The sequence below is a fragment of the Paraburkholderia sp. BL9I2N2 genome (assembly GCF_004339745.1).
Taxonomy (GTDB): domain Bacteria; phylum Pseudomonadota; class Gammaproteobacteria; order Burkholderiales; family Burkholderiaceae; genus Paraburkholderia.
On sequence record NZ_SMGP01000004.1, the window covers coordinates 497,871 to 523,094 of the forward strand.

Here is a 25,224-nt window from a genome sequence, read left to right on the forward strand (position 1 = left end):
CGAAGCAGAAACGCCATGCGTGCACGGGCCCGATCCGCCTTGAAAGCAATGGCGAAGATAGACGTGAGCGCGTCGGCCACCGCATCCGCGCTAAGCGCACGCGCCAACGAACACAAACCCGAACGCGACCGCGTCGCCATGAAACGCACTGGCGAACGCGAGTGCGTCAAACCTGCATCGTCTGCATCACCTTGTCGAGCGTGATGGGCAGATCGCGCACGCGCACGCCGGTAGCGTGATACACCGCGTTCGCAATCGCCGCCGGCACGCCCGTAATGCCGATCTCGCCGATGCCGCGTACTCCGAGCGAGTTGATATACGGATCCGGCCGGTCGATAAAGCTTATGTCGAGCGACCCGATATCGGCATTCACCGGCACGTGATACTCCGCGAGATTCGCATTGGTGAAGCGGCCATAGCGCGTATCGAGCGAGGTCTCTTCCTGCAGCGCCGCCCCGACGCCCCACACGATGCCGCCCATCAACTGGCTGCGCGCCGTCTTCTGGTTGAGCACGCGCCCCACGTCGTACACGCCGACCACACGCGCCACGCGGATCGTGCCGAGATCGGCATCGACATGCACCTCCGCGAACACCGCGCCGAACGAGTGAAGCGAGTACTTCTGCTTTTCGTCGCCGGGCTTGACGGTCGCGCTCGCCTCGATCGGCTTGCCGCCCGAGCGCGCGATGATCGCCGCAGCCGGATCGCGCTTGCCCGGTTGCGAGCGGCTCATCACCCAGCCGTTTTCCACGGTGATGTCGTCGAGCGCGATGCCGTGCACGGGCGAGGCCTGATCGGCGAGCGCCAGCGCGATCAACTGGCTGCGCGCCTGGCTCGCCGCGTCGCGCACGGCCGGCGACACGCTCGCGGCCGATTGCGAGCCGCCCGACCCCGGCGCTCTGGGCAGCGACGAATCGCCGAGCGCGAAGCGAATGTTTTCCGGCGCGAAGCCGAGCGCGTCGGCGGCTACCTGAGTCATCACGGTGTAGGTGCCGGTGCCGAGATCCTGGGTGCCGGAGGCGACCATCGCGGTGCCATCCGGCAAAATCCGCGCGATGGCGCTGGCTTCGCTGCGATTGGCCGGATAGGTCGCGGTCGCCATGCCCATGCCGATCAGCGTGCCGCCGTTGCGCATCGAGCGAGGGGCGGGCGTGCGCCGCGACCAGCCGAATTTCTCGGCGCCGATCTGATAACACTCGCGCAAGGACTTGCCCGACCACGGCTTGTTTTCCTGCGGGTCGGCCTCGGCGTAATTCTTGATGCGCAGCGCGAGCGGGTCCATCTTCAAGGCCGCCGCGAGTTCGTCCATGGCCGATTCGAGCGCGAACGAACCGGTCGTTTCACCCGGCGCGCGCATGAAGGTCGGCGTGCCGAGATTGAGCGGCACGATGCGGTGTGTGGTCACCTGATTCGGCACCGCGTACAGCATGCGCGTGACCATGCAGCAGGTCTCGGTCCAGTCTTCGATCACCGAAGTGTTCGAGATGCTGTCGTGGCGCATTGCGGTCAGCGTGCCGTCGCGCCGCGCGGCGAGCACGAAGTGCTGCTCGGTGCGCGGACGCGCGCCGACCGGCCCGAACATCTGCGGCCGTTCGAGCACGAGCCGCACGGGCCGCCCGGTCTGCTTCGCCGCCATCGCGCACAACGACACATGCGACCACGACGAGCCCTTGCAACCGAAGCCGCCGCCCACGAACGGCGAAATCACGCGCACGTCGCCGGGCGACATGCCGAATGTCTTCGCGATGGCCTGCGCCGCGCCGCTGACGCCTTGCGTCGAATCGTAGAGCGTGAGTTGCGGACCGTCCCAGTGCGCCATCGTGGCGTGTGGCTCCATCGGGTTGTGATGTTCGATCGGCGTGGTGTAGGTCGCGTCCACGCGCACTGGGCCGCTTTGCAAGCCGTCGTCGAAGCTGCCGCGTTGCGTGTCGGTCTGGCGGCCTTGCGGTTTGTCCGGCGCGTGCGCGTTCGGCTTGGCTTGCGCGAAGTCCACGGTCGCGACGCTGCTCTGATACGCGATGCGCAACTGGCGCGCGGCGTCGGTAGCGTGTTCGAGTGTGTCGGCGACCACCACGGCAACCGGCTCGTTGCTGTAGTGAATCTGGTTGTCCTGCAGCAGCGACAGGCGGCGTCCGGCCGGCGGCGCCAACGTGGGCTTGCCACCGTTCGGCGGACGCGGCGCGTTCTGATATGTCATCACGAGCAGCACGCCGGGCAGTGACTGCGAGCGGCTCGCATCGATCGAGGCGATGGTCCCACGCGCGATCGTGCTGGTGACGAGCACCGCATGCGCGAGACGTGCTTCAGGAAATTCGGCGGCATAGCGCGCTTCGCCGGTGACTTTGAGCAGACCGTCGGTGCGGTCGATGGGTTGACCGATCAGATTCATGCGACACCTCCCGCGCGGCCGGCGGCCTGGTTCACTGCGCGCACGATCGCGCGCTGCGCGAGCTGCACCTTGAAACGATTGTCGTGTTGCGGCCGCGCTTCACGTAAAGCCGCCGCGGCGGCGTTGGCGAGCGTCGCTTGCGTGAGCGGCTGGCCGTTGAGCATCTGTTCCGCGCCGCTTGCGCGCCACGGTTTGTGCGCGACGCCGCCCAATGCGATACGCGCGGTCTTCACGCGATCGCCATCCATCTGCAACGCGGCGGCAACCGAGACCAGCGCGAATGCGTAACTGGCGCGGTCACGCACTTTCAGATAGTGGGAGTTCGCGCTGAAGAGCGGCGGCGGAAGATCGACGGCGGTGATCAGTTCGCCCGGCTGCAAGGTGGTATCGACATCGGGCCGGTCACCAGGCAGCCGGTGGAAATCGGCGAACGCGATAGTCCGTTCGCCTGCGGGGCCGCTCACGCGCACTACCGCATCGAGCGCGGCAAGCGCCACGCTCATATCCGATGGATTCACGGCGATGCACTGCGGACTCGCGCCGAGAATCGCATGCGTGCGATTGTGGCCGCCGAGCGCCGCGCAGCCGCTGCCCGGCATGCGCTTGTTGCACTGAGTGAAGGCGGTGTCGTAGAAGTAGCCGCAACGCGTGCGTTGCAGCAGATTGCCGCCGACCGTCGCCATATTGCGCAGTTGCGACGATGCGCCCGCCAGAAATGCTTGCGAGAGCAACGGGTATTGCTCGCACACCAGCGCGTGATTGGCGCCATCGCTATTGCGCACCAGCGCGCCGAGCCGGATGCCGCCGTCAGGCAGCGTCGTGACCGTATCGAGTCCGCGGATGTGCGTGATATCGATCAGCCGCATCGGCCGCGCTACGCCGCCCTTCATCAGATCGAGAAGATTGGTGCCGCCGCCGATGAATACCGCGCCCGGCTGCTGCGCCGCCCGCACTGCGCCGGCGACATCGCCGGCGCGTTCATAAGAGATCGCATCCATGCTGTCGCTCCGTCAGACGTTGGGGTTATTGCCGCCGCTGTTCTGGCCGCCGCCTTCATGCACCGCGCGTACGGCGGCCACGATGTTCGCGTAGGCGCCGCAGCGGCAAATATTGCCGCTCATGCGTTCGCGGATTTCATCGTCGGAGAGTTGGGCGGGACGGTTGCGCACATCGGCCGTGACGGTGCTGGCGGTGCCGTTGCGGAATTCATTCAGAAGGGCCGTCGCGGAACACAACTGCCCGGGCGTACAGTAACCGCACTGAAAGGCATCGTGTTCAATGAATGCGCGCTGCATCGGACTCAATGCGCCATTGGCGGCAAGCCCTTCAACCGTCGTGATGCTCTCGCCTTCATGCATCACGGCGAGTGTCAAACAGGAGTTGATGCGGCGGCCGTCGGCGAGCACCGTGCAGGCGCCGCACTGTCCGCGGTCGCAGCCTTTCTTCGTGCCCATCAGGCCCGCGTATTCCCGCAACGCATCGAGCAAGGTCACGCGCGGCTCGAGCTGCAGCGTGTACGCGCGGCCGTTCACAGTCAGCGTGACCGGGCGCGGCGGCACGGCTTGCTGAACCTGAGCCGGTGGTGCGGTTGGGGTTTGAGTCTGCGCGCGCAGATGCGGCGCCGCGCCGACCGTGGCGGCAGCGGCGGCCGATTGAAGAAAGCGGCGGCGTGAAGGTTTGGGTGGGGTGGCGGCTGAGACGTCGCCCGGATCCTGACTTTCGTTATGCTTGGACATGACGTTCTATTGACTCCATTGAAAGGTCAATGCAGGCTAGCGATGCGTCGGTATCCGAAGCGTCGCGATCCCTTGGACAGCGGGCAGCAAATTCGGTGCCGTTGCATTCACAACGGTATTAGCAAATATCGGAGACAAAAAACGTGAAGTCCATTTTCAGAGTCCAGCCTGCGCAACGACCGGTGCCGATGGTGCGAACCCTGGCGATCGTGATGGCCGTGGCGATCGTGCTGACCGCCTGCCACGGCGGCGGTGACAGTGATTCGCCGCCGCCGCCAGCCAACACGCTGCCGGGTTTCATTACCGCTTCCTCGGTGAGAACCCAGGCCTACGACGGCAACACCGACGACCTGCTTACCGCGGGCCTCGGCAAAACCGGCCTCGGGTCGGCCACGGCGCCGGCCATTGCCAACGCTGCGCAACCTACGGCCGCCGAACTCCGGCGCCTCGCCATCTGGTCGAACTATCGCGCGCTCGTCGACATGACGGCGACCGGCGGCTATGGACGCTTCTGGGGGCCAAACGTCGACCTCAACGGCAACGACACGCTCGGCGAAGGCAAGATCGCCGGCAAGGAGTACCTCGCCTACGCCGACGACGGCAGCGGCACACAGAACGTCACCATGCTGGTGCAGATACCGGCGAGCTTCAATGCGGATCAGCCGTGCATTGTCACGGCAACGTCATCTGGTTCGCGTGGCGTGTACGGCGCGATTTCCGCAGCCGGCGAGTGGGGCCTCAAGCGCGGTTGCGCGGTGGCGTACACCGATAAAGGCAGCGGCAATGGCGCGCATGAACTGTCTTCCAACCTGGTCACGCTGATCGACGGCACGTTGCAGGATGCCACCGCTGCAGGCAAGAACAGTTTCTTCACGGCCAACCTGGGCAACACCGATCTCGCGACTTACAACAGCAAGTTTCCGAATCGCTATGCGTTCAAGCACGCGCACTCGCAGCAGAATCCGGAGCAGGATTGGGGCAAGGATACGTTGGAGGCGATCCAGTTCGCGTACTGGGCCCTCAACGATTCTTTCGGCACGCTGAACGGTTCGACCCGCACGGTGCGTTATGCAAGCGGCAGCATCACGACTATCGCGGCCTCGGTGAGCAACGGCGGCGGCGCATCGCTCGCGGCGGCGGAACAGGATACGTCCGGTTGGATCACCGCGGTCGTCGTGGGCGAACCGCAGATCAATTTGCGCTTGCCCGCCCAGGTGTCGGTGGCTCAGGGCGGCGTGCCGGTCGGAGCATTCGGCAAGCCGCTCGCCGACTACATGACGCTTGCCAACATGCTGCAACCGTGTGCGGCGCTCGCGCCCGCCGCGGCAGGCGCGCCGTATCTGACGACATTGCCGGTCGCCACGACCACGGCGATTCGCACCGCGAGATGCGCGTCGCTGGCAGCCGCCGGCGTGATCGCGGGTGGGAACTTGACGACCCAGGCGACCAACGCGCTCGCGCTTCTGCATCAGAACGGCTATCAGACCGACTCCGATCTGCTGCAAGCGCCGATGTGGGACTCGCAAGCGGTGCCGGCCGTCGCCGTGACCTATGCGGATGCGTACGCGAAAGCGAGCGTCACCGCCAACCTCTGCGACTTCAGCTTCGGCACGACGAGTTCGACGGGAACCGCCGGTGTGACGCCGGCCGTGTCGCCGATGCCCACGGTGTTCGGCAATGGCAACGGAGTGCCGCCGACCAACGGCATCAACCTCGTCTTCAACTCGGTCGGGGGCGCGGCGGACCACCGGCTGGCGACCGCCGACGCCAGTTACCAGGGTGCTTCCTGTCTGCGTACGCTGTGGACGAACGGTACGCTGACCAACAGCGTCGAGGCCATTCGCGTAAATGCGAATCTGCATGGCAAACCCACCATCATCGTGCAGGGCCGCGCGGATACGCTGGTGCCGATCAATCACGCGTCGCGGCCGTATCTCGGCCTGAATCAACTGAGCGAAGGCGGCGCGAGCAAGCTATCGTTCTATGAAGTGACGAACGCCCAGCATTTCGACGCGTTCCTCGGCGTGGCGGGTTTCGATTCGCGCTTCCTGCCGCTGCATTACTACAACCTTCAGGCGCTCAATCTGATGTGGAGTCATTTGAAGAGCGGTACGCCGCTGCCGCCGTCGCAGGTGATTCACACGATACCGCGTGGCGGCGCGCCCGGCGCCGCGCCCGCGCTGACCACGGCCAATCTGCCCGCGATCGCGGCGAATCCGGGCGTCAATGCGATCACTGTGAGCAACGGCGCGGTGAACGTGCCGAACTGAGTCGCGCACAACGGAAGCACCGGCTCGCGGCTGCGCTTCACGCACGCGAGCCGGCGTGCGCGAAGCGCCGTCGGTGAGCATGGCTGATCGGGAATAAACGATGCTATAGCAGACGAAGTGAAGCGCGTTCAAAGGAGAGCGAATGCAGTTCGACTACAGGCATTTCCATATCGATTGCCGCGCCCGCCACGCAGACGACGGCCTCTACTATGCGAGAGCGAAGATCACTCGCGTACCGCGGAAAAAAGAGCACGTGCAGGCGCACGATTCCGGCGACATCGACGCCTTTCCCAGCCAGGCCGATGCCATTTCATGCGCGAGGTCCTGGGCGATCGAGTGGTGCGACGCGGCAGCGCAATAGGGTGCATTGCAGCGAGTGCAGGGAGAACATGCCGTGGCCAGGCTTCGAATCGCGACTTTCAACATCAACGGTATCCGCTCGCGCCTGCCGGCGCTGCTGCAATGGCTCGAACGCGAGGCGCCCGACATCGTCTGTTTGCAGGAACTCAAGGCGGTGGATAGCGCGTTTCCTGTCGAGCAACTGCGCGACGCCGGCTATAGCGCGATCTGGCAAGGGCAGAGCGCCTGGAACGGCGTGGCGATTCTGTCGAAAGGCGAAGCGCCGCTGGAGAGCCGCCGCGGCCTGCCCGGTTTCGAGGACGACACGCATAGCCGCTACCTCGAAGCGGCAGTCGGCGGCGTGCTGGTGGCGTGCCTCTATCTGCCGAACGGCAATCCGCAACCGGGCCCCAAGTTCGACTACAAGCTGGCGTGGTTCGATCATTTCATCGAGCACGCGGCGAAACTGTACAAGAGCGCCCATCCGGTCGTGCTGGCGGGCGACTTCAACGTGGTGCCCACCGACGAAGACATCTATAACCCGCGCTCCTGGCTAAAGGACGCGCTGCTGCAACCCGAGACCCGCGAGCGTTACCAGCGGCTGCTCGCGCAAGGCTGGACCGACGCGCTGCGAACGCATTTCGGCGACGAACGGGTCTATACGTTCTGGGACTATTTCCGCCGGCATTGGGATACCAACTCCGGCTTGCGCATCGACCATCTGCTGCTGAGCGCCGACCTCGCGCCGCGCGTGCGCGATGCGGGCGTCGACCGCTGGGTGCGGGGCGAGCCGCACGCGAGCGATCACGCGCCCACGTGGGTCGAACTGGAGATGAGTGCGGGGCGCCGCAAGAAAAGCGGCGCATAGGAGTGTAAAAGCGGCGTATAGCGGGCGCATAAGCGCGAAACGGGCGATCGCTCATCGCGGATCGCCCGGCGATCAACCGCGTCGAAAATCAACGGCGATAGTCGCGTCCCGCGGCACCGTGTGCCCACAGCGCACCGGCCACGAAGCCGGCGAGCGCGACCACCGCGATCGCGGTGAAGGGGCTTTCCGCCGTGGTTTCACGCACGAGGCTCGTGGTGCTCGCGGCTAGTTGCTGGGCTTTGCCGCTGAGTTCCTTCGCCTTGCCGGCCAATTGCGTGCCGGTATCGCCCAATACGTCGCCGACCGCGCCCTGAACCTTGCCCGCGACTTCCTTCACTGCGCCTTCCGCTGAGTTAGCTGCCGAATTGGTGTCCATACGTTTTTGCTCCCATTGTCATATTTACGTGTGAGCCATTGCGATCGCAACGCGGCCACACCAGGGTGTCGCGCAGGCCGCGCCGAGAAGCGCGGCTTACGTCCACCAGACAGGGCGCAAGAAGCGCGCCCGACGGAAAAAGCAAAACCGGTGGCGCCGGACTGGAGCGTCAGTGCCGCCGCCGGGAATTGATCCCCACGAATACGGCCATCAGCATAAGGAAGCCGCCGAACAGCAGTGCCGAATTCACCACGGCGTGCGTAAACCCGAGTCGCTCGACATTGATGAACGGATAGGGGTAGAAATCCGACAACCTTCCGCGCCAGAAGGTCACGCCGAGATAGGTCAATGGATACACCAGCCACAACAGACAATGCCGCAGCTTCAGGTGAAAACGCGGCACGAACAGCACCCAGTAAAGCGCGGCGAGCATAGGCAACACACTGTGGAGCGATTCGTTGAGCAGCAGCCGGAATGCCGTAGGCGTCCAGTAACCTCGCAACAGCAGGTTGTAGGCGACCCCGACAAACGCCATGTACACCACCACGGCGGTGACGACGGTAGGTTGCCGGAAAAATCGCGCGGGCGTCGACCGGTGGCCACGCAACGCCACGCAGGTAAAGCAGATCGCGCAGGCGAGCACCGTCAGATTGGTGAGGTAACTGCTCATGCGGGCGAAGCCGTCGAGCACGGTCAGCCCGCGGGCGAGCGTGCGATCGATCGTGACCTCGGCTTGCGCGACGATGGAGATCCACGCAATGACGGCGATGATCGCCGCCAACGTCACCGACGGAACACTAGGCGTATGCAGCGGAAGCTCGGGCTCCCGTTGCTCGGAAAGGGCAGGGCGCATGCGTTCGATTCTATACACACTGCATGGGCTTTGCAGTGTGTGCTATGGCTCTGCAGTGTGCGCTATCGAGCGCACGCGCTGAATCGATCAGGCGGAGGCCCGTAAAAATACTACGGCGTGCTACGCGAACCGGTCACCGCCTGCAAGCGCCCGACCACGGCGGGAATGGTCGAACTCGCCGGAGTGGCTTCGTCGATTGCGGTGCGTCCGCCGTCGTGGAAAAACGCCAGTTCCGCGGCTTTGTTCAGCACCAGGATGCTGATGCGACGATTGGTCGGCTCGTCGGCGACATGGCTGTTCAGCGGCAAGACGTCCGCTAGCCCGCGCACCTGCAGCAGCTTTTCGCCGTGCATGCCGCCGGCGACCAGCGAGCGGCGCGCGGCGTTGGCGCGTTCGGACGACAGCTCCCAGTTCGAATAGCCTTCCGGGCCCGCCGTGTACGGCACCGCATCCGTATGGCCGGCAATCGAAATGCGGTTGTCGACGTCGTTGAGCGCGGCGCCGATCTGCGTGAGGATCGTCACCGCGTAGGGCTGCAGCTTCGAACTGCCGGAAGGGAACATCGGCCGGTTCTGCGAATCGACGATCTCGATACGCAGCCCTTCGTTCGTGATCGAAATGCGGATCTGATCCTTGAACGCCTTCAATGCGGGGCTTTGCTCGATCAACGTAGTGAGCTTCGCCTTCAGTTGTTCGAGACGCGCCGCATCGGACGGCGCCACGGTCGGCGCGGCGGTGGCGGGCGGAGCGGGCTGGGTCTGGCTCTTCTTGCCGTCGCCGGGCCGTGTATCGGAGATGTCGCGGCCGCCGCCTTGCACCACGCTCGGACGCGCTGCGGCGGTGCCTTCGTTGCCGCCGAGCAGGCTCGACAGGGGCGTGTTGAAATAGTCCTCGATACCCTGCTTGTCGTACTTCGACGTGGAGCCGAGCAGCCACATCAGCAGGAAGAACGCCATCATCGCGGTGACGAAGTCGGCGTAGGCGATCTTCCATGCGCCGCCGTGATGCCCGCCGTGGTCGTCGCCCTTTCTCGAACGGCGCACGATCACCGGCGCCGGCGCCTGTTCCTCCTGCGAGGCGCGCGATCTTCTTTCGCTCATCATGCCGCTCCGCGTCAGGCCGACTTCGGCATCTTGGTGGCGCGCACGGCGTCGTCGAGTTCCTGGAAGCTCGGACGGTCGGCGGTGAACAGCACCTTGCGGCCGAACTCGACGGCGATCGGCGGCGCGTAGCCGGACAGCGACGCGAGCAGCACGGCCTTCACGCACTGGTACGGCTTGGCCTCAGCGCGGCCCTTCGCGTTGAGCAGATCGGCCACGGGGCCGATAAAGCCATACGCGAGCAGAATGCCGAGGAACGTGCCGACCAGCGCGCCGGCGATCATTTCTCCAAGGACGGCGGGCGGCGCGCCGACCGAACCCATGGTATGAACGACGCCCATGACCGCCGCGACGATCCCGAAGGCGGGCAAGCCGTCGGCCATTTTCTGAATGGCGTTGGCCGCGACCGACGCTTCCGCGTGATGCGTGGCCAGCTCCTCGTCCATCAAGTCCTGCACTTCGAGCACGTTCACATTGCCGCCGGACATCATGCGCAGATAGTCGACGATGAAATCGAGCAGATGTTGGTCCTCCAGCACGTGTGAATACTTCTGGAAAATCACGCTTTCCTCCGGCGCGGTGACGTCCGTTTCGAGCGACATCATGCCTTCCTTGCGCGCCTTCTGAAGCAGTTCATAAAGCAGCGCGATCAGCTCCAGATATTTTTCCTTGGTGTAGCCGCCGCCTTTAAAACATGACGGAATCGCCTTGATGGTTTTCTTCAGCGTGGAAGTCGGATTGCTCACGACAAATGCGCCGATTGCCGCACCGAAAATACAGAGTAATTCGAACGGCTGAACGAGCGCCGGCAGGTGCCCACCCACGCCGACAAAACTCCCGATCACAGAACCGATCACTACAACCCAGCCGATTGCGACAAACATACTCTCTCCGATTATCTTGCGCGACGCACGGCCGATCAGAGCAGGTCCTATTTCAAGGCCTTTTCTTGTGCGTCATAAAATTTTTGCATGTATGGGTAAACGGCTGGATTCGTTGTTGCTGAAGTGCTCGGCTGGGTGAAACACTAAAAATTTCACCAATCGGTTAGTTTATTGAGTGGGTGCCGGTAAATTTGTCCGCTCATTGCGATCGTTGCAATTGCAACTTGTATTCGCCTAGTCCGGTAAAACCCCCGTGTCAATCTGCCGCTGACGCAAAACGGATACGTAACCTTTTTACCGATCGGTCTGCTAGCATGACGAACAGTTTGTATCGACGGCCATTCCCCGGGGACACCTCGCCACAGTGCCCCCGTCGACCACGAACACCGGCAGCGCTAGCGACTCACCCGGAGAAGAATGCCGCATGCGGAATCTGACATCTGCTGCTCGATATTGGCTGATTCGCAAGGCGGCCGCCTGCATGACGGGTCTCGGCCTGCTGTTCATTTCCACTCTCAGTCACGCTCAGGAGTTTTCGCTATTCGGCGGCGGCTCGCGCGCGAGCAGTATCAACACCTATACGTGGGCCTTCAACTATCAGGAAGGCCTGGGGCAATATTTCGCCGCGAGCTTCACGTGGCTCAACGAAGGGCACATTCCCGATCATCATCGCGACGGGCAGATGATCCAGTTGTGGGCGCGCCTTCCCGTGGGCAGCCCGCAGTTCGTCGTGCAAGCGGGCGTCGGCCCATACCGCTACTTCGATACGACCACCGCCGAGCAGGGCGGCAGTTATTCCAACACCCACGGCTGGGGCGTGGTGTACAGCGTGCGCGCCGCGTATTACGCGTCGAACCGGTGGATCACGCAGTTCCAGTTGAATCGCGTGCACGTTCAGCGTGGACCGGATTCGACCGGCGTGATGTTCGGCGTCGGCTATCAGCTCGACGCGCCTGGCTCGCCCGGTCCGCGCGACTGGGCGATCGGCAGCACGCACAAGGTCACCAATAACGAAGTGGCGGTGTATCTCGGCAAAACCATCGTCAATTCGCCCAGCTCACCGAACGCAGTGGGCGGCGCGATCGAGTACCGGCGCGGCCTCGCGAAATATCTCGACGTGACGGTCGGCTATCTTCACGAAGGCAGTACCAAGGTGGCGCGCCGCGACGGGCTAACGAGCCAGTTGTGGGCCACACGCGCGTTCCTCAACGACAAGGTTTCGTTGGCGGTCGGCTTCGGCGCCTACTATGCGATCGACGAGAACGAACATAGCGAGACGCCCGGTCCGGGCGCCGGGACGTTCTCCGGCCTCATCACCATTGCGGGCTCGTATCGCATCACCGAGCACTGGGATGCGCGGCTCGCATGGAACCGCGTCATGACCCGTTATGATCGTGATTCGGATGTGATATTCGGTGGCGTGGGCTACCGTTGGTGAAGGCTTACTCGACCCACGCAGGATGTTGTCGTGCCAGCAGAAGCAGTCTCTCGAGCCGCTAATCAAGACCCGGAAAAACGGAGAAGAGCATGAAAGCCAGCACCATCGCCGAACGGGAGGCCCGGGGCCGCGCCGCCCGCGAGCATTCGAAACGGTCGAGCCATAAGGCGGTAGGCGAGTTGCATCGCAACCCGATCGAGTTGCTCAAGCAAAGCAGCGAGGGCCGGGTGCAGAACCTCGTGCCGCTGCGCTATGGGCGCATGGCCGCCTCGCCTTTCACGTTTTTTCGCGGCACCGCAATCCTGCAGGCGCACGATCTCAGCCAGGTGCGCGACTCCGGCCTGACCATGCCGATCTGCGGCGACGGCCACTTGATGAATTTCGGCGGCTTCGCCACGCCCGAGCGGCAACTCGTCTTCGATCTGAACGACTTCGACGAGGTGTCGATCGGGCCATTCGAGTGGGACCTGAAACGGCTGACCGCAAGCTTCGTCGTCGCGGCGCGTCACATGCGCCTGAGCCGGGGCGCCGCTGAAAACCTGGTGATGACGGCGGTCACCGAATACCGCGACCGCATGGCGCAGTACGCGCAATGCGGCGCGCTCGAACTCTGGTACGACCGGATCACCTTCGACCGTATGGCGGAAACGGCGTTGACACCGGAACGCCGCCGCACCGTAAGGCGCGGCATGGAAAAAGCTGCGAGCCGGACGCACGAAAGCCTGCTCGAGAAAATGGCCGAGCACGACGGCGACCACTGGACGATCCGCGATGCGCCACCGGCGCTGTTTCATATGCTGGGCACCAACACCCTGTTCACCGCGGAAGAGACCGAAGCGTTCCGAGGCGCGAACTGGCGCAAGTTGCTCGAACGCATGTGGGGCGAGTATCTGAAGACGATGTCGCATGACCGGCGCGAACTGCTCAGTCATTTCACCGTGCAGGATCTGGTGTTCAAGGTGGTGGGCGTGGGCAGCGTCGGCACGCGCTGCATGGTGCTGCTGTTGGTCGATCACATGGGCAAGCCGCTGTTCCTGCAGCTGAAGGAGGCGCGGCCTTCGGTGATCGCGCAGTTCTACAAATCGCCGGTCATCAAGCACGAAGGTGAACGCGTCGTGCAAGGACAGCGCATGCTGCAGGCCGCGAGCGACGTCTTTCTCGGCTGGGCGACGGGGCCGCTCGGGCGGCAATTCTATTTCCGCCAGCTGCGCGACATGAAGCTCTCGGCGAACATCGAGTTGTTCGACATCGACCTGCTGGAAGGCTATGCGCGGCTATGTGGCTGGATCATGGCGCGCGCGCATGCCAAGGCGAGCGGGCAGGCGATCGAAGTCAGCGCGTATATCGGCCGTGGCGACCAGTTCGCGGAAGCGCTCACCGGCTACGCCGCGACCTACGCGGATCAGGTGGAGCGCGATTACGACGTGTTCCTGAAGGCGTGCCGCAGCGGACAACTCGAGGCGCGCACGGACGAGGACATGGCGGCGGATTTCCGCGTGTAGCGGCGGTGTTGGCGCGGCTCTCCGCGTTGGACCGCATGCGAGCCGTGCAACGCGCATGGACTGAGCGGCCTACGCGCGTGCGCGTGTGCGCGCCTCAGTCTCTGCTGTCTACGCGCGCCTCGCGCAACGTCACGAAACGCAAGCGCCGTTGCCGAGCGGCGTCGATCACACGCGGCAGCACCGCGAGGATCAACGGCGTGCCCTCGATCGTGAGCGCGGCGTTGCCGTCGTGGAGTAGCAGAATATCGCGCGGCGCGAGGCCGTCGAGCAACCGCCGCGTCACCAACCCGGGATCGCGCTCGCGCGTGTCGTAGCCGCGCCGTGTCCACGCCGCGAGCCGCAGATCGAGCTTGCGCAAGACCGGTTCGAGAAAGATGTTGCGCAGCCCCGCCGGCGCGCGGAAGAACATCGGCCGTTCGCCGCTTAGGGCTTCGAGCGTGCGTTGCGCGGCGTCGATCTCGCGCGTGAGGGCGGCTGGTAACGTCACGGAAAACGTGTGGACGTGAACCTGCGAATGGTTTTCGAGCGCATGGCCGCGCGCGACGATCTCGCGTGCGAGTTCCGGATAACGCTGCGCCTTCGCGCCGATGCAGAAGAACGTGGCGCGCACGCCGAAGGCGTCGAGCAGATCGAGCACTTGCGGCGTGACGAGCGGATCGGGACCGTCGTCGATGGTCAGCGCGATCGCGTCGGCGTTGCGCGCGGACGCGGGCAGGCGGGTCCAGTTCGGACCGAGCAGCGAGGTGCGCGGCAACAGACCGGCCACCGTGAAAATGGCGTGATTCACAAAGATCGCGGCGAGCCACCAGGGCCACGCGGCGGGCGCGACCAGCCATCCTGCCAGCACGAATACGTGCCATGCGGCGGTGGTGGTGAGCATCGCGGGATAGCCGGTTTGCGGCCAGCGGCGTGGCGGCACGTCGTGGACGCCATGCGGCGGCGTGGGGAGTTCTTTCATAAAGCGTGCTTCCTGTCTTCCTTCCTCCTTCCTGGGAAGGCCTTGAATCGCGCACGCGGCGCGCAACAGCAGACGATACCATTGATGCGCGCCGCGACGCGCCCGCGGACAGAAACGGCAAATAATGAAAGCGCGCTGAAAGACGTTATGCTTCGCGACGGCCGGGCCTTCAGGACGGCCGCTCGTCCAACTTACTGTGCCTAATTCGCCGGTTCGTGCCGGTCATGCGTCCATGCGTTTGCGTCACATCGAAATTTTTCACGCCATCATGCGCACGGGGTCGCTGTCGAAAGCGGCGGAACTGCTGTGCGTGTCGCAGCCCGCCGTGAGCAAGGCGCTCGCGCATGCCGAGCGCAGCTTGGGCTTCGCTTTGTTCAACCGCGTGCATGGCCGCTTGCAGCCGACGCGTGAAGCGGAGCTGCTGTTCTCCGAATCGCAGAAGCTGCAGGCGAATCTCGACGGCATTCGCCATCTGGCGCGCAATCTCGCGCTGCAACCGGAGGGGCACCTACGCATCGGCTGTCTGCCGAGTCTCGGGCTGAGTCTGATTCCGCCGACGGTGCAGGCGTTTCGCCGCGACTTTCCGCGCGTGTCGCTGAAGATTCAGACGCGGCATACGGAGGAGTTGTTCAACGCGCTGCTCACGCGCGATCTCGATCTCGCGATCGCGTTGAATCCACCGGCGCGGCCCGGCATCACCGCGGTCGAGCTGGGCCGCACGGCGATCGTCTGTGTCTGTCCGCCCGACGATCCCGACGCGCGGCAGCCGATCGATCTCGCGGCCTTCCTCGCGCGCGACTGGATCAGCATCGGCAATACCGATCCGCTTGGCGAATTGATCGGCAATGCGCTCGAAGCGCAGGGCCTCGATGAAAGCGTCGCCGCCGTCGAAGCGCAGACCTGGTATGTGGCGCGCGCTCTCGCCGCACGCGGCATCGGCTATGCGCTGCTCGATGAACTGACGGCGCGCAGCGGCGCGGAGCCGGTCGCGATCCGGCCGGTGACGCCCGCGCTGTCGGCGGGCGTGTTCGCGCTGTGGCGCGACGGCGGCATGGACTCGCAGGCCGGCAACGCGTTTCTCGACGTGTTGCGCGCGCCCTTCGGCTGAGCCGTCCCTCGGGTTCGAGCTCTTAACCCTGGGTTATGGAGCCGTGCATCTGCTCATTTGCTGCGCGCATTTCGTCGCGCCACACTCATGTGGATGAATCTTCGAAGGCGTGATGTTTATGCGGGTATGTGTACTTGGTGCGGGCGTGGCGGGTTTGACGAGCGCCTATCAACTCGCGCGAGACGGCCACGAGGTAACGATTCTCGAAGGCCGCGACGGTGCGGCGCTCGAAGCGAGCTTCGCGAACGGCGGCCAGTTGAGCTATAGCTATGTCGCGCCGCTCGCCGATCCATCGGTTCTGCCGCATCTGCCCGCATGGCTGCTGCGAAGCGATTCCGCGTTGCGTTTCGTGCCGCGTCTCGATCCGCAGCAGTGGCGCTGGTGCCTGTCGTTTCTGCTCGCCTGCCGCGGCGAACGCGCGCGTCAAACCGCCATTGAGATGCTGCAACTGGGCGCGTTGAGCCGCGCTACGCTGCACGATCTCGTGCAACGCGAAGCGATCGACTTCAACTACGTGCGCAACGGCAAACTCGTCGTGTACCGTGACGCGAATGCGTTCGATGCGGCACGTCGCAAGATGGCCTATCTGCAAACGGCCGGCTCCGATCAGCGTGCACTCGACGCCGCCGCCTGCGTGGCGCTCGAACCCGCGCTCGAACGCGCGCAGCCGTTGCTGGCGGGCGGGATTCATACGCCGTCGGAAGAGGCGGGCGATTGCCACCGCTTCAGCGTCGCGCTCGCCGATGTGCTGAAAGCGCGCTACGGCGTGACGATTCACTACGAGACGCCGGTTCACTCGTTCGTCACCGAGCGCGGCTCTGCGGTGGCCGTGCGCACGCCGCAAGGCGAATGGCGCGCGGATGCCTTCGTGGTCGCGTTGGGCAACGGCAGCGCGCCGTTGTTGCGCGAGCTCGGCATGCGGTTGCCGATGTATCCGCTCACCGGCTATAGCCTCACCATTCCGGGCGCGCCCGGCCAGGCGCCGCGCGTGAGCGTGACCGATCTGCATCGCAAGGTGGTGTATGCGCCGCTCGGCGAGCGTTTGCGGATTGCCGGCATGGTCGAAATCGCCGGCATGCATGTCGCGCAACGCGAGCGGCGTCTGGCCTTGCTCAAGCGCCAGGCGCAGGAGATTTTCCCGAATGCCGGCGACTACGCGAAGGCGCAGACATGGTGCGGCCATCGGCCGGCCACGCCGGACAGCAAGCCGTTCATCGGCGCCACGCCTTATCGCAATCTGTGGCTCAACACGGGACACGGCGCGCTCGGCTTCACGCTGGCGTGCGGCAGTGCGCGTGTGATCGCCGATGCGATCGCGGGCCGCACGCCGCCGCTCGACCTCGGCGCCTATGCATGGCAGCGCTAGCGCACAGTGCGTTGCATTACGCCGTCTTTACAGAACCACCACAACACGCCGCTTCGGCGCCACGAAAGGAGACCTCATGAAACTCGCTGTAGCCCTCACCACGATCGCCATCGCCACGACGCTTGCCGGCACCGCGCGGGCCGAAGAGACTAGCGCCACGCTGAAAAAAATCCGCGACACCGGCGTGATTTCGCTCGGCGTGCGCGAATCGTCGGTGCCGTTCTCTTACTACGATGAACAGCAGCAGGTGATCGGCTACTCGCAAGCCATCGCGCTGAAGATCGTCGACGAGGTGAAAAAGGAACTGAACCTGCCGAATCTGAAAGTGAAGGAAGTGCCGATCACGTCGCAAAACCGCATTCCGCTGGTGCAGAACGGCACCGTCGATATCGAATGCGGCTCGACCACGCACACCAAAGACCGCGACAACCAGGTGGCGTTTTCGAACAGCTTCTTCCAGTACGGCGTGCGCATGATCGTGAAGAAAAGCTCGGGTGTGAAGGACTTTCCCGATCTCGCCGGCAAGACCGTGGTGACCACGGCGGGCACATCCGAGGAACGCCTCTTGCGGCAGATGAACAACGAGAAGGGCATGAACATGCGCCTGATCAGCGCGAAAGACCACGCGGAATCGTTCCTCAATGTGAAGACCGGCCGCGCCGTGGCATTTGTGATGGACGATCCGCTGTTGTATGGTGCTAAAGCCAAAGAGGCGGACGCGGACGACTACCTGATCACCGGCACCTCGCCGATGTCCGAAGTGTATGGTTGCATGTTCCGCAAGGAGGACCCGGGGTTCAAGAAACTCGCCGACGGCGTGATCGCCCGGCTGCAAACCTCGGGCGAGGCCGCGACCATGTACCAGAAGTGGTTTACGCAGCCGATTCCGCCGAAGGGCATCAACCTGAACTATCCGCTGTCGGCGGATATGAAGTCGCTGTTCGCGAACCCGAACGACCGCGCGCTCGATTGATCGCCCGCTGGGCGTTTCCGTGGCGCTTTCCACGCCGTCCGGTCCGGCAGGTTCGTGTGCAGTGGTCCACACCATGCATCAACTGCACAAACGAGGAGACGTGCCGTGACGGAAACGGGAGTCAAGAAGGTCGCGCTGGTGACGGGCGCGGGCAGCGGGATCGGTCGCGCGTGCGCGCTCAAGCTGCTGGAACACGGTTATAGCGTCGTACTGGCTGGCCGTCGTCAGGCGCCGCTCGACGCCGTCGTTCAGGAGGCGCAGCCACTCGGCGGCGACGCGCTCGCCGTGGCGTGCGACGTCACCAACGCCGATAGCGTCGCCGCGCTGTTCGAGACGATCCGCGCGCGCCGCGGCCGGCTCGACGTGCTGTTCAACAACGCCGGCCGCAACGGTTCGCCAGTCGATATCGACGAACTCGATATCGACGAATGGCGCTCGGTGGTCGACACCAATCTCACCGGCGTGTTCCTGTGCACGCGCGCGGCCTTCGGTCTGATGAAAACGCAGAGCCCGCGCGGCGGGCGCATCATCAACAACGGTTCCATCTCGGCGCATGCGCCGCGGCCCAATAGCATTGCCTATACCGCGACCAAGCACGCCATCACCGGCCTCACGAAAGCCGTGTCGCTCGACGGCCGCAAATACGACATTGTGTGCGGGCAGATCGACATCGGCAATGCGGCGACGGAAATGGCCGAACGCATGGCGCGCGGCGTGCCGCAGGCCAATGGCGAAATCGCGGTCGAGCCGCTGATGGACGTTCAACACGTGGCGGACGCCGTGCTGCACATGGCGGAGCTGCCGCTCTCGGCGAACGTGCAGTTCATGACGATCATGGCGAGCAAGATGCCGTTCGTCGGGCGGGGGTGACGGCCGCGCGCGCGCCGGACGCAAAGAGCAAGCGGCGCGAGATCAACTTATACTGATCGCTTCCCGCCTCGATGGAAAGCGATTCGCCGTGCCCCGAGCCACACCCAAGGACGACCCGCAACCGGTGCCGCCCGTGCAGCCCGATCTCGACGACTGTTGTCATAGCGGCTGCAATCCGTGTGTTTTCGATCTCTACGACGACGCGCTCGAACGTTATCGAACCGCGCTCGCCGAGTGGCAGGCGCGGCAAGCGCAGCAGACGCCACATACGGCAACGCGGCAGAGCAAGCCGCGTTCGCACCGTTGAACGGCGCTCGAGATTTAGCCTTGAGATCGCCGCAGCCCTTCACCATGCCCCGTCATGACCGACCTTCAGTCCGCGCCGCTCGAACCCCTGAATGATTCGCACACGCTGGACGACCTGCATCGCTTCGTGCAGCGTTATCCGCGGCTGTTCGTGCTGACCGGCGCGGGCATCAGCACCGACTCCGGCATTCCCGGCTATCGCGACGACAATGGCGAGTGGAAACGCTCGCCGCCCATCACGGTGCAGGAGTTTCTCGGCACGCTCGCCATGCGCCAGCGCTACTGGGCGCGCAGCATGGTCGGCTGGCCGGTGGTCGCGCACGCGCAGCCCAACGCCGCGCATACCGCGCTGGCCCGGCTCGAAGCGGCCGGCCACGTGCCGACGCTGGTGACGCAGAACGTCGACGGCCTGCATCAGCGGGCGGGCAGCCGCGAGGTGATCGAACTGCATGGCGGCATCGATGGGGTGACGTGTCTGGACTGCGGCATGCAACACGCGCGCGCGTCGATCCAGCAGACCCTTGAAGCCGACAATCCCGCGCTCCTGAACGTGACCGCCGAAACCGCCGCCGACGGCGACGCGCATCTCGAATGGCACGATCTCGGCGGCTTCCGCATTCCGGCGTGCTCGAACTGCGGCGGCTTGCTGAAGCCGGCGGTGGTGTTCTTCGGCGAAAGCGTGCCGAAGGAACGCGTGGAGGCGGCCTCGCACGCGCTCGACGCGGCGGACGCCGTGCTGGTGGTCGGCTCGTCGCTGATGGTCTACTCCGGCTATCGCTTTTGCGTGTGGGCGCAGAAGCAGGGCAAGCCGGTCGTCGCGATCAATCTGGGGCGCACGCGCGCCGATCCGCTGTTGTCGCTGAAAATCGCCGCCCCGTGCGCCGCCACGCTGACCGCGCTGGCCGGCCGCCTGGCGCTGGATTAAACCGGTCACACCGATATAAAAAGGAATGCCGATGTTGACGACGATCGCACAGCTCGAAGCCCTCTACGGTCAGCCGCACGAGCGCGCCGTGCGCAAAGAGATTTCATACATCAACGAGGACTATCGCGCGTTCATCGAAGTCGCGCCGTTCGCCGTGCTCGCGACCGCCGGACCGGAAGGCCTCGACTGTTCGCCGCGCGGCGACGCGCCGGGCTTCGTGCGCATCGTCGACGAACGCACGCTCGCGCTGCCGGACCGGATCGGCAACAATCGCCTCGACAGTTTGCGCAATATCATCGTCGAGCCACGGCTCGCGCTGCTCTTCATCATTCCCGGCGTCGGCGAAAGTTTGCGCGTGAACGGCCGCGGCCGTATTACCAACGATCCGCACTGGCTGGACAGTTTCGCCGTCGAAGGTAAACTGCCGCGCACCGTGCAGCTGATCGACGTGGACAGCGTCTATTTCCACTGCTCGAAAGCGCTGGTGCGCTCGAAACTGTGGGACCCGGCGCGGCACGTCGAACGTTCGCGGCTGCCGAGCGCGGGCGCGATTCATCGGCGCATCAACGGCGTGCAGTTCGACGCGGCCACCTACGATCGCGAACTCGCCGAACGCGTGCGCACGACCCTGTACTGAAACTGAAACCGAACCTGAACATGACAGATTCCCAATCGGCGTTGCGGCAACATTCGCCATCCGCTGAACGCAACCGCGAACCGATCCTCGCGGTGTTGCGTGCGGCGCTGCCGGTCACCGGCCGCGTGCTCGAAATCGCGAGCGGCACCGGTCAGCACGCAATCTGGTTCGCCCGCGCCATGCCCGGACTCGACTGGCAACCGAGCGACTCCGATGCCAGCGCGCGTGATTCGATCGCCGCGTGGACCGCGCACGAGGGGCTCGCGAACGTGCGCGCACCGCTCGCGCTCGACGTGCATCAGCCGGACTGGCGCGTGGACACGCTCGACGCCGTGGTGTGCATCAACATGATTCACATCTCGCCGTGGAGCGCGGCGCAGGCGCTGTTCGCGGGCGCGAGCCGCCGTCTCGTCGATGGCGGTGTACTGTATCTGTACGGTCCTTACAAACGCGGCGGAGCGCATACTTCTCCGAGCAACGATGCGTTCGATCAGCAGTTGCGCGGCCGCGATCCGGAATGGGGCGTGCGCGACATGGAAGCCGTGGTGGCGTTGGGCGCTTCAGTCGGACTCGTGTGCGACGAGCCGATCGCGATGCCGGCCAACAATTTCAGTCTGGTGTTCAGGAAACGCGCGGACGCGGCGTGGGTCTGACGAACGTCAATGCAGGTTAAGCGCGGGTTGGACGCGGACTCGACGGACTGAAAAGCGCCGCCCGGTGTCCGCCAACGAGCGGCAAGCTGGCATTTCTTTTATTCTTTCACCCTCGACGTCGCACTGACGTTCTTTCCGGCGCGGCGTCACGACATTTTTGGACTCTGGAGAATTCACATGGGCAAACAGGCAATCGGCGTGGTGGGGCTAGCGGTCATGGGCCGGAATCTGGCGCTCAACATCGAGAGCCGCGGCCACGCGGTATCGGTGTACAACCGTAGCCGCGAGAAAACCGACGAACTCATCGCCGAATATCCGGACAAGAAGCTGGTGCCGGCTTTCACGTTGGAAGAATTCGTGGAGTCGCTGGAAAAGCCGCGCCGCATTCTGCTGATGGTCAAGGCAGGCGAAGGCACCGACGCCACGATCAATCAGTTGAAACCGCTGCTGGACAAGGGCGACATTCTGATCGACGGCGGCAACACGCATTTCACCGACACCATCCGCCGCAACCAGGATCTCGCGAAGTCAGGTCTGCACTTCATCGGCACGGGCGTGTCGGGCGGCGAAGAAGGCGCGCTGAAAGGTCCGTCGATCATGCCGGGCGGCCAGCGCGACGCATACGACCTCGTGGCCCCGATCCTCACCGAAATCGCCGCGAAGGCGCCGGACGGCGAGCCGTGCGTCGCTTACATGGGGCCGGACGGCGCGGGCCACTTCGTGAAGATGGTGCACAACGGCATCGAATACGGCGACATGCAACTGATCGCAGAAAGCTACGCGGTGCTCAAGCAGGTGGTCGGGCTGTCGAACGAAGAACTCGGCAAGGTCTATACCGAGTGGAATCAGGGCGAACTCGACAGCTACCTGATCGAAATCACCTCGAAGATTTTCAGCAAGAAAGATGACGAGACCGGCAAGGATCTGGTCGACGTGATTCTCGATCGCGCCGCGCAGAAGGGCACCGGCAAGTGGACCAGTCAGAACGCGCTCGACCTCGGCGCGCCGCTGCCGCTGATCACGGAAGCCGTGTTCGCGCGCGTGCTGTCGTCGCTGAAGACGCAGCGCGTGGCAGCGAGCAAATTGCTGGAGGGGCCGCAGGCCAGGCCGCTCGGCGTCGAACGCGACGCCTTTATCGAATCGGTGCGCCGCGCGCTGTATTTCAGCAAGGTGATTTCGTACGCGCAAGGCTTCGCGCAACTGCGCGCCGCCTCGGAAGAGTACAAGTGGGATCTGGACTACGGCACGATCGCGAAGATTTTCCGCGCCGGCTGTATCATCCGCGCCCGCTTCCTGCAAAAGATCACGGACGCTTATACGAAGGACAAGGCGATTGCCAATCTGCTGCTCGATCCGTATTTCCGAGACATCGCCAGGAATTATCAGGCGGCGTTGCGCGAGGTCGTGGTGGCAGCGGTCAACGCGGGCGTGCCGGTGCCGGCGTTCGCGTCGGCGATCGCGTATTTCGACGCGTATCGTTCGGAACGCCTGCCGGCGAACCTCGTGCAGGCGCAGCGCGATTTCTTCGGCGCGCATACGTTCGAGCGCATCGACAAGCCGGGCAGCTTCCACGCGAACTGGAGCTGAGCGTTTGAATCGCAGTCCGGCGCGCCCTTGCAGCAAGGCGCGCCGGGTTGTGAAAGCGCTTCAAACCCAGTTGATGAATTATTGCTGAAAGGCAGCGGACAGGTAGCGCGGCGGTTCGGTCCGTCTGCTACTGTTGCGAAATTCGAAATAGAGTTTCGTCGTTTTAGGGGTTTCCCCTAGGTGTCGACACTCCTAAACTTCTATTTAAGCGCTACGGCACAACAAGCCCACAGCGAATTAAAAAACAAGTTCTGGAGGTTTACATCATGAAGGCTCTTATCTCTGCAGTTGTCGTCGCCGCCGCTCTGGCCGCTCCTGTCGCTTCGTTTGCTCAATCGAATCAGCCGGTGACGCGCGCTCAAGTCCGCGCTGAACTGGTTCAGCTGGAAAAGGCCGGTTACAACCCGGTGGGCGATCACTTCGACTACCCGGCTAACATCCAGGCCGCCCAGGCACGTGTCGATGCGCAAAACGGCACCGCCCAGGCTGTGAACAGCGGCTACGGCGCACCGATCGCCGGCAGCTCGCAAGCTGGCCGTCCGGTGAGCAGCAACGACCGTAACTCGGTTTACTTCGGCAACTAATTTACGCCGAAGCTGATGGAAATGCCGCCTGGCTCATAGGCGGCAAGCAAATAAAAACGCCGTCCGGATTGCCGGGCGGCGTTTGTCGTTTACGGCGCGGCGCGGGCGCCGGCATCCGACACGATGTCGGTGCGCGCTCGTCGACCCGCGGTCCTCAACGATTCGGCAAATGCGGAATCGCTTCGTTGCTCGTCAGATTGAGCTGATGAATCTGCCGATGCGCCTTGTTCAGATGCGCCTGGGCGGCCACGCGCTGCGCTTCCAGTTGCGACACCTCTTTGCGCACCTGATGTTGCCGGTTCGACACCGCCTGCTCGTGCGTGCCGCGCCTTTGCAGATCGCTGCGCAGCCGCTCGGCCTGCGCCTCGGAGCGCGCGATCATGCGCGCGAGCTGTTCGTTCTGCGCCTCGAGTTGGGCGCGGCGGGTTTCGCCGTCCGCGAGCCGCGTCGCCTGCTCCTCGAAATGATGGAAGGCGGTTTGGGCGGCTTCGAGATCGGTGGCTTTCAGTGCGCGCCACAGCGAGCCGTCCTCATACAGGGCGACGTAGTAGGTCAGTTCCTTCGCATGGAAGAGCAGGCTGACCGAATAGTCGAAGCTGCGGAATACGCGAAACGGCGTCAACGCTTCCTCTTCGGCGAGCCATTCGACTTCGGCGATGTCGGCAATCTGCACGCCGCGCACGCCGACCTGTGCCGGCACCACCGGCACCGGCCGCAAGGTGCTCACCGGACGAACCGGCCTCGGTGCCGCGTCCAGCGCCGCGGAGCCGGCGGACGAGCCATCGGCCGCTGCCGGTTCGTTGTCGTCGGACGAGGCGGGATCGGAGGCGCTCGCGCGCACGTCATGCACGAGATGCGACGGGCCTGCCAGCACGTGGCGGCGGTTCAGGAGACTTTTCACGGCGGTCCTCCGGTTGAGTCGCCCGAAATCCGCAAACGGCGCCGACAGTGAAGCGTGCCGGTTAGTCTGGCAGGCGAGCGGTGAGCGAAACATGGCGGACCGGCGGCGTTGGTGAACGGACGCCGGGGGTGCGCGGCATACGGATGCAGCCCGGATGCAATCCGCGTGCGTGGCACTAATGCAGCGTGCGATGCCGGCGGCCTATTTCATCGAATAATGCGCGGCTCGGTTCGAGGGCGAGCAGCCAGGATTCGTCGTAGCCGCTCAGATTGTCGAGCGCCTCGCGCAGCCGCTCGATCGCCAAAGCAGGAATCTCGACGCTCGCCTCCACGCCGCTCGACAATCCCGCAATGCTGGCAAGTTGGACGAGGGCGTCGGCGGCTTCGGCCACGTCGGCGGCGAAGACCAGGTGCGTGTTCAGCAACTCGACCAGACCAGGCGACGCCGCGACATCGTCGACGTGGAGTTGCACGGCCAGAAAAGTGGCTTTGTTCATTCTCAACCCCCTCGCGGAATCAATCGTTTTGCTTACGGCGCGTCGCGGCAGCATGACTGAGTATAGGCGAGGGCTCAAAGGATTCAATGCTCACACAAATCGGCC

General features: G+C 64.3%; 25 protein-coding genes. 15 read left to right on the plus strand and 10 right to left on the minus strand.

Annotated elements, in window-relative coordinates; all coding sequences use genetic code 11:
• Positions 1–166: 166 nt before the first annotated feature.
• Genes B0G74_RS38530 through B0G74_RS38540 form a run of 3 tightly spaced genes read right to left on the minus strand, consistent with a single transcriptional unit; the run spans position 167 to position 4,125 of the window.
• Positions 167–2,389 (minus strand): xanthine dehydrogenase family protein molybdopterin-binding subunit, encoded by a 2,223-nt coding sequence (locus B0G74_RS38530; protein WP_132382132.1) that lies wholly within the window; start codon positions 2,387–2,389, stop codon positions 167–169.
• Complete coding sequence (locus B0G74_RS38535; protein WP_132382134.1) at positions 2,386–3,387, minus strand: xanthine dehydrogenase family protein subunit M; 1,002 nt, start codon at positions 3,385–3,387, stop codon at positions 2,386–2,388. Before B0G74_RS38535 ends, B0G74_RS38530 begins: the two co-directional genes overlap by 4 nt.
• 12 nt (positions 3,388–3,399) lie before the next feature.
• Positions 3,400–4,125 (minus strand): 2Fe-2S iron-sulfur cluster-binding protein, encoded by a 726-nt coding sequence (locus B0G74_RS38540; protein ID WP_132382136.1) that lies wholly within the window; start codon positions 4,123–4,125, stop codon positions 3,400–3,402.
• A 188-nt stretch (positions 4,126–4,313) separates the two neighbouring features.
• Between B0G74_RS38540 and B0G74_RS38545 the strand changes: the two genes are divergently transcribed.
• The 3 genes from B0G74_RS38545 (at position 4,314) to B0G74_RS38555 (ending at position 7,602) form a co-directional block, all read left to right on the plus strand.
• Positions 4,314–6,395: a D-(-)-3-hydroxybutyrate oligomer hydrolase gene (locus tag B0G74_RS38545; RefSeq protein ID WP_132383262.1), complete on the plus strand. Its 2,082-nt coding sequence runs from the start codon at positions 4,314–4,316 to the stop codon at positions 6,393–6,395.
• Between the two features lie 142 nt (positions 6,396–6,537).
• Positions 6,538–6,756, plus strand: coding sequence for a hypothetical protein (locus tag B0G74_RS38550; protein ID WP_132382138.1), 219 nt, complete (start codon positions 6,538–6,540; stop codon positions 6,754–6,756).
• A gap of 33 nt (positions 6,757–6,789) precedes the next feature.
• Positions 6,790–7,602: an exodeoxyribonuclease III gene (locus tag B0G74_RS38555; RefSeq protein ID WP_132382140.1), complete on the plus strand. Its 813-nt coding sequence runs from the start codon at positions 6,790–6,792 to the stop codon at positions 7,600–7,602.
• A gap of 88 nt (positions 7,603–7,690) precedes the next feature.
• Here the strand turns inward: B0G74_RS38555 and B0G74_RS38560 are convergent, their stop codons facing one another.
• From B0G74_RS38560 to motA, 4 genes are all read right to left on the minus strand, one after another.
• Positions 7,691–7,978, minus strand: coding sequence for a CsbD family protein (locus tag B0G74_RS38560; protein WP_132382142.1), 288 nt, complete (start codon positions 7,976–7,978; stop codon positions 7,691–7,693).
• A gap of 169 nt (positions 7,979–8,147) precedes the next feature.
• The gene (locus B0G74_RS38565) at positions 8,148–8,831 is read right to left on the minus strand and encodes a Pr6Pr family membrane protein (RefSeq protein WP_132382144.1); all 684 of its coding nucleotides are present in this window, start codon (positions 8,829–8,831) and stop codon (positions 8,148–8,150) included.
• A 110-nt stretch (positions 8,832–8,941) separates the two neighbouring features.
• Positions 8,942–9,931: a flagellar motor protein MotB gene (gene motB, locus B0G74_RS38570; RefSeq protein WP_132382146.1), complete on the minus strand. Its 990-nt coding sequence runs from the start codon at positions 9,929–9,931 to the stop codon at positions 8,942–8,944.
• A gap of 14 nt (positions 9,932–9,945) precedes the next feature.
• The gene (motA, locus tag B0G74_RS38575; protein WP_132382148.1) at positions 9,946–10,815 is read right to left on the minus strand and encodes a flagellar motor stator protein MotA; all 870 of its coding nucleotides are present in this window, start codon (positions 10,813–10,815) and stop codon (positions 9,946–9,948) included.
• A 424-nt stretch (positions 10,816–11,239) separates the two neighbouring features.
• Between motA and B0G74_RS38580 the strand changes: the two genes are divergently transcribed.
• Together B0G74_RS38580 and B0G74_RS38585 are read left to right on the plus strand one after the other, a co-directional pair.
• On the plus strand, positions 11,240–12,253 hold the full coding sequence (locus tag B0G74_RS38580) for a hypothetical protein (RefSeq protein ID WP_132382150.1): 1,014 nt from the start codon (positions 11,240–11,242) through the stop codon (positions 12,251–12,253).
• Positions 12,254–12,342: 89 nt separating this feature from the next.
• Positions 12,343–13,755 (plus strand): DUF2252 domain-containing protein, encoded by a 1,413-nt coding sequence (locus tag B0G74_RS38585; protein ID WP_132382152.1) that lies wholly within the window; start codon positions 12,343–12,345, stop codon positions 13,753–13,755.
• 94 nt (positions 13,756–13,849) lie between these two features.
• Here the strand turns inward: B0G74_RS38585 and B0G74_RS38590 are convergent, their stop codons facing one another.
• Positions 13,850–14,713, minus strand: a complete 864-nt coding sequence (locus B0G74_RS38590) for a polysaccharide deacetylase family protein (RefSeq protein WP_132382154.1) — start codon at positions 14,711–14,713, stop codon at positions 13,850–13,852.
• Between the two features lie 232 nt (positions 14,714–14,945).
• On the opposite strand from B0G74_RS38590, the gene B0G74_RS38595 reads away from it, so the two are divergent.
• From B0G74_RS38595 to B0G74_RS38640, 10 genes are all read left to right on the plus strand, one after another.
• Positions 14,946–15,821 (plus strand): LysR substrate-binding domain-containing protein, encoded by an 876-nt coding sequence (locus tag B0G74_RS38595; RefSeq protein WP_132382156.1) that lies wholly within the window; start codon positions 14,946–14,948, stop codon positions 15,819–15,821.
• Between the two features lie 118 nt (positions 15,822–15,939).
• Entirely contained in the window at positions 15,940–17,187 is a 1,248-nt protein-coding gene (locus B0G74_RS38600) for a D-amino acid dehydrogenase (protein ID WP_132382158.1), read from the plus strand.
• A gap of 76 nt (positions 17,188–17,263) precedes the next feature.
• Entirely contained in the window at positions 17,264–18,160 is an 897-nt protein-coding gene (locus B0G74_RS38605) for a glutamate/aspartate ABC transporter substrate-binding protein (RefSeq protein WP_132382160.1), read from the plus strand.
• 105 nt (positions 18,161–18,265) lie between these two features.
• Complete coding sequence (locus B0G74_RS38610) at positions 18,266–19,030, plus strand: SDR family oxidoreductase (RefSeq protein WP_132382162.1); 765 nt, start codon at positions 18,266–18,268, stop codon at positions 19,028–19,030.
• Positions 19,031–19,118: 88 nt separating this feature from the next.
• Positions 19,119–19,337, plus strand: a complete 219-nt coding sequence (locus B0G74_RS38615; RefSeq protein WP_132382164.1) for an oxidoreductase-like domain-containing protein — start codon at positions 19,119–19,121, stop codon at positions 19,335–19,337.
• A 54-nt stretch (positions 19,338–19,391) separates the two neighbouring features.
• Positions 19,392–20,261 carry an NAD-dependent protein deacetylase gene (locus B0G74_RS38620; protein ID WP_132382166.1) on the plus strand — a complete coding sequence of 290 codons (870 nt, stop codon included), beginning with the start codon at positions 19,392–19,394 and terminating at the stop codon, positions 20,259–20,261.
• Between the two features lie 31 nt (positions 20,262–20,292).
• Positions 20,293–20,898, plus strand: coding sequence for a pyridoxamine 5'-phosphate oxidase family protein (locus B0G74_RS38625; RefSeq protein ID WP_132382168.1), 606 nt, complete (start codon positions 20,293–20,295; stop codon positions 20,896–20,898).
• 20 nt (positions 20,899–20,918) lie between these two features.
• Complete coding sequence (locus tag B0G74_RS38630; RefSeq protein ID WP_132382170.1) at positions 20,919–21,551, plus strand: DUF938 domain-containing protein; 633 nt, start codon at positions 20,919–20,921, stop codon at positions 21,549–21,551.
• A 177-nt stretch (positions 21,552–21,728) separates the two neighbouring features.
• On the plus strand, positions 21,729–23,138 hold the full coding sequence (gndA, locus tag B0G74_RS38635) for an NADP-dependent phosphogluconate dehydrogenase (RefSeq protein ID WP_132382172.1): 1,410 nt from the start codon (positions 21,729–21,731) through the stop codon (positions 23,136–23,138).
• Positions 23,139–23,404: 266 nt separating this feature from the next.
• Positions 23,405–23,722 carry a DUF4148 domain-containing protein gene (locus B0G74_RS38640; RefSeq protein WP_132382174.1) on the plus strand — a complete coding sequence of 106 codons (318 nt, stop codon included), beginning with the start codon at positions 23,405–23,407 and terminating at the stop codon, positions 23,720–23,722.
• Positions 23,723–23,876: 154 nt separating this feature from the next.
• Here B0G74_RS38640 and B0G74_RS38645 read toward each other — a convergent pair whose 3' ends face one another.
• Positions 23,877–24,623: a DUF2968 domain-containing protein gene (locus B0G74_RS38645; protein WP_132382176.1), complete on the minus strand. Its 747-nt coding sequence runs from the start codon at positions 24,621–24,623 to the stop codon at positions 23,877–23,879.
• Between the two features lie 175 nt (positions 24,624–24,798).
• Positions 24,799–25,119, minus strand: coding sequence for a hypothetical protein (locus B0G74_RS38650; RefSeq protein WP_132382178.1), 321 nt, complete (start codon positions 25,117–25,119; stop codon positions 24,799–24,801).
• Positions 25,120–25,224: the final 105 nt, after the last annotated feature.

Coding starts and splice junctions, on each gene's coding strand:
- B0G74_RS38530 (WP_132382132.1), bottom strand. CDS start 2,389: ATGAATCTGATCGGTCAACCCATCGACCGCACCGACGGTCTGCTCAAA.
- B0G74_RS38535 (WP_132382134.1), bottom strand. CDS start 3,387: ATGGATGCGATCTCTTATGAACGCGCCGGCGATGTCGCCGGCGCAGTG.
- B0G74_RS38540 (WP_132382136.1), bottom strand. CDS start 4,125: ATGTCCAAGCATAACGAAAGTCAGGATCCGGGCGACGTCTCAGCCGCC.
- B0G74_RS38545 (WP_132383262.1), top strand. CDS start 4,314: ATGGTGCGAACCCTGGCGATCGTGATGGCCGTGGCGATCGTGCTGACC.
- B0G74_RS38550 (WP_132382138.1), top strand. CDS start 6,538: ATGCAGTTCGACTACAGGCATTTCCATATCGATTGCCGCGCCCGCCAC.
- B0G74_RS38560 (WP_132382142.1), bottom strand. CDS start 7,978: ATGGACACCAATTCGGCAGCTAACTCAGCGGAAGGCGCAGTGAAGGAA.
- B0G74_RS38565 (WP_132382144.1), bottom strand. CDS start 8,831: ATGCGCCCTGCCCTTTCCGAGCAACGGGAGCCCGAGCTTCCGCTGCAT.
- motB (WP_132382146.1), bottom strand. CDS start 9,931: ATGAGCGAAAGAAGATCGCGCGCCTCGCAGGAGGAACAGGCGCCGGCG.
- motA (WP_132382148.1), bottom strand. CDS start 10,815: ATGTTTGTCGCAATCGGCTGGGTTGTAGTGATCGGTTCTGTGATCGGG.
- B0G74_RS38580 (WP_132382150.1), top strand. CDS start 11,240: ATGCGGAATCTGACATCTGCTGCTCGATATTGGCTGATTCGCAAGGCG.
- B0G74_RS38585 (WP_132382152.1), top strand. CDS start 12,343: ATGAAAGCCAGCACCATCGCCGAACGGGAGGCCCGGGGCCGCGCCGCC.
- B0G74_RS38590 (WP_132382154.1), bottom strand. CDS start 14,713: ATGAAAGAACTCCCCACGCCGCCGCATGGCGTCCACGACGTGCCGCCA.
- B0G74_RS38595 (WP_132382156.1), top strand. CDS start 14,946: ATGCGTTTGCGTCACATCGAAATTTTTCACGCCATCATGCGCACGGGG.
- B0G74_RS38600 (WP_132382158.1), top strand. CDS start 15,940: ATGCGGGTATGTGTACTTGGTGCGGGCGTGGCGGGTTTGACGAGCGCC.
- B0G74_RS38605 (WP_132382160.1), top strand. CDS start 17,264: ATGAAACTCGCTGTAGCCCTCACCACGATCGCCATCGCCACGACGCTT.
- B0G74_RS38620 (WP_132382166.1), top strand. CDS start 19,392: ATGACCGACCTTCAGTCCGCGCCGCTCGAACCCCTGAATGATTCGCAC.
- B0G74_RS38625 (WP_132382168.1), top strand. CDS start 20,293: ATGTTGACGACGATCGCACAGCTCGAAGCCCTCTACGGTCAGCCGCAC.
- B0G74_RS38630 (WP_132382170.1), top strand. CDS start 20,919: ATGACAGATTCCCAATCGGCGTTGCGGCAACATTCGCCATCCGCTGAA.
- gndA (WP_132382172.1), top strand. CDS start 21,729: ATGGGCAAACAGGCAATCGGCGTGGTGGGGCTAGCGGTCATGGGCCGG.
- B0G74_RS38640 (WP_132382174.1), top strand. CDS start 23,405: ATGAAGGCTCTTATCTCTGCAGTTGTCGTCGCCGCCGCTCTGGCCGCT.
- B0G74_RS38650 (WP_132382178.1), bottom strand. CDS start 25,119: ATGAACAAAGCCACTTTTCTGGCCGTGCAACTCCACGTCGACGATGTC.